The sequence below is a fragment of the Thermosyntropha lipolytica DSM 11003 genome, assembly GCF_900129805.1.
GTDB classification, from domain to species: Bacteria; Bacillota; Syntrophomonadia; order Syntrophomonadales; family Syntrophomonadaceae; genus Thermosyntropha; species Thermosyntropha lipolytica.
This window is the reverse complement of sequence record NZ_FQWY01000063.1, coordinates 1-4,484: the sequence shown is the minus strand read 5'-3', so window position 1 is coordinate 4,484 and position 4,484 is coordinate 1. Positions and strand designations below refer to the sequence as shown.

Annotated in this window: 4 protein-coding genes; 1 reads left to right on the top strand and 3 read right to left on the bottom strand. The window is 28.2% G+C overall.

Annotated features, from left to right (window positions below; all coding sequences use genetic code 11):
• Positions 1-238: ATP-binding protein (locus BUB92_RS10660; RefSeq protein ID WP_159432334.1), on the top strand; the 238-nt coding region annotated here is incomplete at its 5' end.
• Between the two features lie 168 nt (positions 239-406).
• On the opposite strand, the gene BUB92_RS10655 is transcribed toward BUB92_RS10660, so the two are convergent.
• From BUB92_RS10655 to BUB92_RS10645, 3 genes are read right to left on the bottom strand one after another with little or no spacing between them, the layout of a single operon-like run.
• The gene (locus BUB92_RS10655) at positions 407-2,335 is read right to left on the bottom strand and encodes a vWA domain-containing protein (protein WP_073093526.1); all 1,929 of its coding nucleotides are present in this window, start codon (positions 2,333-2,335) and stop codon (positions 407-409) included.
• A gap of 11 nt (positions 2,336-2,346) precedes the next feature.
• Positions 2,347-3,570, bottom strand: coding sequence for an MBL fold metallo-hydrolase (locus tag BUB92_RS10650; protein ID WP_073093524.1), 1,224 nt, complete (start codon positions 3,568-3,570; stop codon positions 2,347-2,349).
• On the bottom strand, positions 3,567-4,301 hold the full coding sequence (locus tag BUB92_RS10645) for a hypothetical protein (protein WP_073093522.1): 735 nt from the start codon (positions 4,299-4,301) through the stop codon (positions 3,567-3,569). The genes BUB92_RS10650 and BUB92_RS10645 overlap by 4 nt, the downstream gene beginning before the upstream one ends.
• Positions 4,302-4,484: the final 183 nt, after the last annotated feature.

Here is a 4,484-nt window from a genome sequence, read left to right as displayed (position 1 = left end):
CTTTAACCGGGCCCAGGCAGAACTCCTATTTCATGTACTATCAGAGCGTAATGAACGGGGAAGCGTTATCATTACTACCAACCTGGAGTTCTCGCGTTGGACAGAAATCTTTCCGGATACTATGTTAACTGCCGCTCTAATAGATCGATTAACTCACAGGGCCTATATTCTGGATATGAACGGGCCGTCATATCGGCTAGAACAGCGTCTGAAAAAACGAAGAGGCGGTGATAGTTAAGGTTAATTTATGCAAAGTGCTATCAGAGCCAAAAGTGAGCAAGGTGGCTCACTTTTAAACTAGCATTAGTGGCTCAATTTTTTATCAGCACAGTGGTCCACTTTTTGCTTGACATTCGCAACTTATTAAAGTAAGAATCAATTATATGTATTAAACCCATTTAATAATTTATCTCCCAACAAGCAATTTATAAGCCTCTATATAATTTCTTCTAAAATATTCTACCAATGCCTTGTATTTTATATCTCCCAATTCTAAATAACTATCTTCTATTAACACCGCAGCAGAATACGGCCAGTCGGGGAACTCCCCGCTTACTGCATGGTTGTATATAATATCATACATTACTTTGTTGTTGCGAAAATAATTCAACTCTGCCCATTCTGCTAATCCTTCCGAAACTGCTTTAAATCTTTTTCCGCTGCTCCAGTTGCTATTATTGAAAATTATACTGCTGCTGTTGTAATTTAAGCCTTCATATACTGCAGCATGAGTATGTTCATGTATTAAGGTTGCAAGAATTAAATCTTCCTTTAGTTTTTGTTTATCTAAAGAAGCATCTTCTTGTAATACTTCTTCTATTCTTTTCTTAATCTCATCAAGGCATAATAGAACCACGCCTGTTTTGTTTATATAAAAATGTTCAGGATATCCATTTGATTTTAATTTATTAATCAGCTGTTTTTTTTCAATAGTGGGTAAAATATATACTCCATAAGTATGAATAGTAGAAACAATTGATTTATACTTTACTAATTCACTTTTCATCCTTTTTAACATATTAAAAATAATATTAATGGCTATCTCTAATGCAACAAGTATAGATTTAAGATCTTTTTTCCAATACCCCATTTCATCAACACATTTAACCAACTTAGTAAACTGGGCATTTGAAGTATATTTTCTCCAAATCTCAAGTATAGGTTTAGCACCTCTATTTCCATACACATAAAAATATTCTCCACTTAAGCTTATATCATTTCTATATCTTTCATTTATTCTTTTTAAAATCATCTCCATATATTTCAAATCATCGTAGCAGTTAATAATAGGATCCTTAACAGTCGATAGTTCTGAAATGTAAATATAGCTATTATTTCTTTCCTCAAAAAATACATCAAATCTATCGTTAAGAATATATGATAAATTATAAGCTGTTTCTGCACTAGCTTTTAAAATTAATATTCCTTCTTTTGATAAATTATGAAAATCTTCATATTCAGTAGACCTTAATTGCATGCCTATATTTTCTGGTATAAATGCATCTGTGTGAAATGTAAGAGATACTGATAAAATAAATTTTATTATTTCTTTTATATCTTCTCTTAACTCAAGTTCATTATTATCTTTATCAATTATTTCTGTTTCAATATAATCCTTAATCATATATTTATCAACAATAAAAGTTGGAACAGGATAATACCTAAGCCCAGTTAATTTTTCAATATATGGTATCGACTTAAGGAGCATCTTCCTTACAATTTCAATATCATCTTCTTTTGTTGGAACAATTGGAAGAACTGCAACAGAAAAGTTAATATCCATGTTTTTTTTATTTTCATTTAGTATTTCTTCTATCTTCTCAAGTTTATCTTCGATATATACATTTCTTTTGCTTTTCTTGTTTTTCTTTATATCACCACTTAAATCAATTATTATTACTTCTATATTGTTTAATTTTGAAATTTTATTAATTATTTCTTCATATGTACCTATACTTGAATTATCTTCTCCATCTGTTACACATAAAATAATACTTTTTCTATCATCCATAAGGTATCTACCTAAAATTGATCTGTTCTTATTTTGAATTTGATTTATCAAATTATTAATTGAATCCCATATACGAGAACTACTTCCCCAATAACTCATATGTCTTAATGTTTTTTCAATCTCTTTTAAATCGTTTGTGGTACCTTCATATTTCAAACTATTAGCAAAACTATATATAAATATTTCTTCAAATTCACTCATTTTTCCTTGTAAAAATGATAAAAGTTTTTCTCTCAATAAATCTATCTTTCTTAATGAAGTGTTAATATCTCTATCCCACATACTACTTGAATTATCAATCAATAAAAACAAATTTTTTTCCATTGTAACACCTCTTATAATTCAATCTTATAGTTATTATGAGGATATAAAATTCCTAAAAAACTTGCATCATCTGAAGTTTCTTTAGTATGAATTATAAATGTATGTTTTGGATTAATTTCTGTTATAAATCTTTTTAATTCTTCTTGAGAAATATGCCCACTTGTATGAATTATTTCAAATTTTATCCCATTTTCTTCACTATAAGATTTAAGTTTTTTATATTCTTCTTTTTCTAAATATCCTTCCCACAACGAGTAAATATTTAAAGTTGGTTTCAGAGAACTTGAAATCTCATATAAAAATGAAGGACGTAGTTGAAGTACAAATTTATCATCTTCTAAGGCTATTTCATTTAAGTATATGCTTTTATGTCTAAATATTTCTAAAATGCTCCTATGCTCTTTAATCTTTGAAATAAGCAACTTTTTTATTTGGTTTTTGGGGTAATACACTCTAATATGGGAATGTGTTAATGGGCAAGGAATGTTTGGACATATATTATTTAGTTTACTTAATAAATACGCAGTATATAAATCAACTACTAAGGTTCTATTATTTTTCCTTGCTGCTTTATAAATTGAGACAATTCGATCTATATTTTGAGTTGAAAAGTTTGCAGTTACTAATCCTTTAGTTTCTTTTATCTTTATATATATTTCTTGTTGTATTTCTTCTTCAGGAATGTTCTTTTTATTGCTTAAAATATTCGTTCCTTCAGTAATTAAGATGTCTACTTTTTTCTTCTTAAGTTTTTTAATTAAGTCTTGTTTTAAGTTTTTCTTTCTCCCATGAAATCTAAAATCTCCAGTATAGAATATAACCTTTCCTTCAACTTCTATTAAAAACCCTCTTGCATCAAAAGAAGAGTGATCCTGCAGTAATGGTGTTATTTTAAAATCTTTTATATAAAAACTTTCATTCTCAAACAATGCAACATCAAAATAATCAATAGATTTATCATTCGTAAATATTTTACTTACTTCTAAAATCTCCTTCATAGGTTTTGAAATATAAACTTTATTTCGCTTGTTTTTAAAACTATTTATTCTTAAATAGTGATCTAAATGTGTATGTGAAATTAATATTCCATCATAATTATCTTTAAAATCAACTTCTACATCCTGCTCATTTTCTATTGGCAATCCTATATCCAGCAAAATCGAATTATTTTCTGAAGTCAGTTCAATACAATTACCCCCTAACTCTCTTCCTCCACCCAAAAACCTTATTATCATATCTTACCAACTCCAAGATCAAAAACACTAACATCCAATCGCTTAAGTAAATTTTTTAGAAATGGCATTTCACCTTTCATTAATTCCAAATATTCTTCATCTCTTTCATTTTCATTAAAAATTAATACTGCTTTTTTTATTTGTTCCTGCGTATATCCCTTAAAATCATCATAACTTTTTAAAAAACTATCTTTATCTAACCACTGGTAATATGTTGCTATCTCTAATGCTGCTTTTAATAAAGTTTCTTTATTAGCCTCTTTATCCTTGTGTTTATAATACTTAAGTTCTATTAACCATATACTGTTCTTAGATTTGCTAATAAGGTCAATTTCACCTACTCCATAATCCTTTTGTGTTTTCTTCAAAGGTATTTGATAATCTATTATTTCTCCTAATTCTCCAAAAGTAATACCAAAATTTTTCGATGCATTAAATAATGCAATAGCTATTCTATCTTCAATTCTATTTGAAGTAGTATTGGAAGTGGTAACTACACCTGTATGTCCTGCACTGTAATTTAAACGACTAATATGTTGGATTTCATTCAATTGTTTAACAAAATTATTAATTATCAATTCTCGAGATATAACCTCAGTATAGTATTCTTCTGTATCTTTGGTCTTTCCCTTGTAATTTAAAAATCCCTCTTTATATAACTCTTCGGTTTTTTTGTTTGATAAGGCAAAATTCACTTTATTTATTATTTCTTGTTCTGAATACTTAATCATATTTTTATCCTCCCTTTTCAAATTACTATCTATTTAGCCCCCCAAAACCTTTGGAGAAAATCTGTCTAATATGATAACCTTTAATAAGGAAATGGGGGTAGATGTTAATGAGTAGCAAAAATCAGTACAGTGATGAGTTTAAAGAGCAAATTATCAAAGAATGTCAGGAAACAGGTAATGTAG

Coding starts and splice junctions, on each gene's coding strand:
- BUB92_RS10655 (WP_073093526.1), bottom strand. CDS start 2,335: ATGGAAAAAAATTTGTTTTTATTGATTGATAATTCAAGTAGTATGTGG.
- BUB92_RS10650 (WP_073093524.1), bottom strand. CDS start 3,570: ATGATAATAAGGTTTTTGGGTGGAGGAAGAGAGTTAGGGGGTAATTGT.
- BUB92_RS10645 (WP_073093522.1), bottom strand. CDS start 4,301: ATGATTAAGTATTCAGAACAAGAAATAATAAATAAAGTGAATTTTGCC.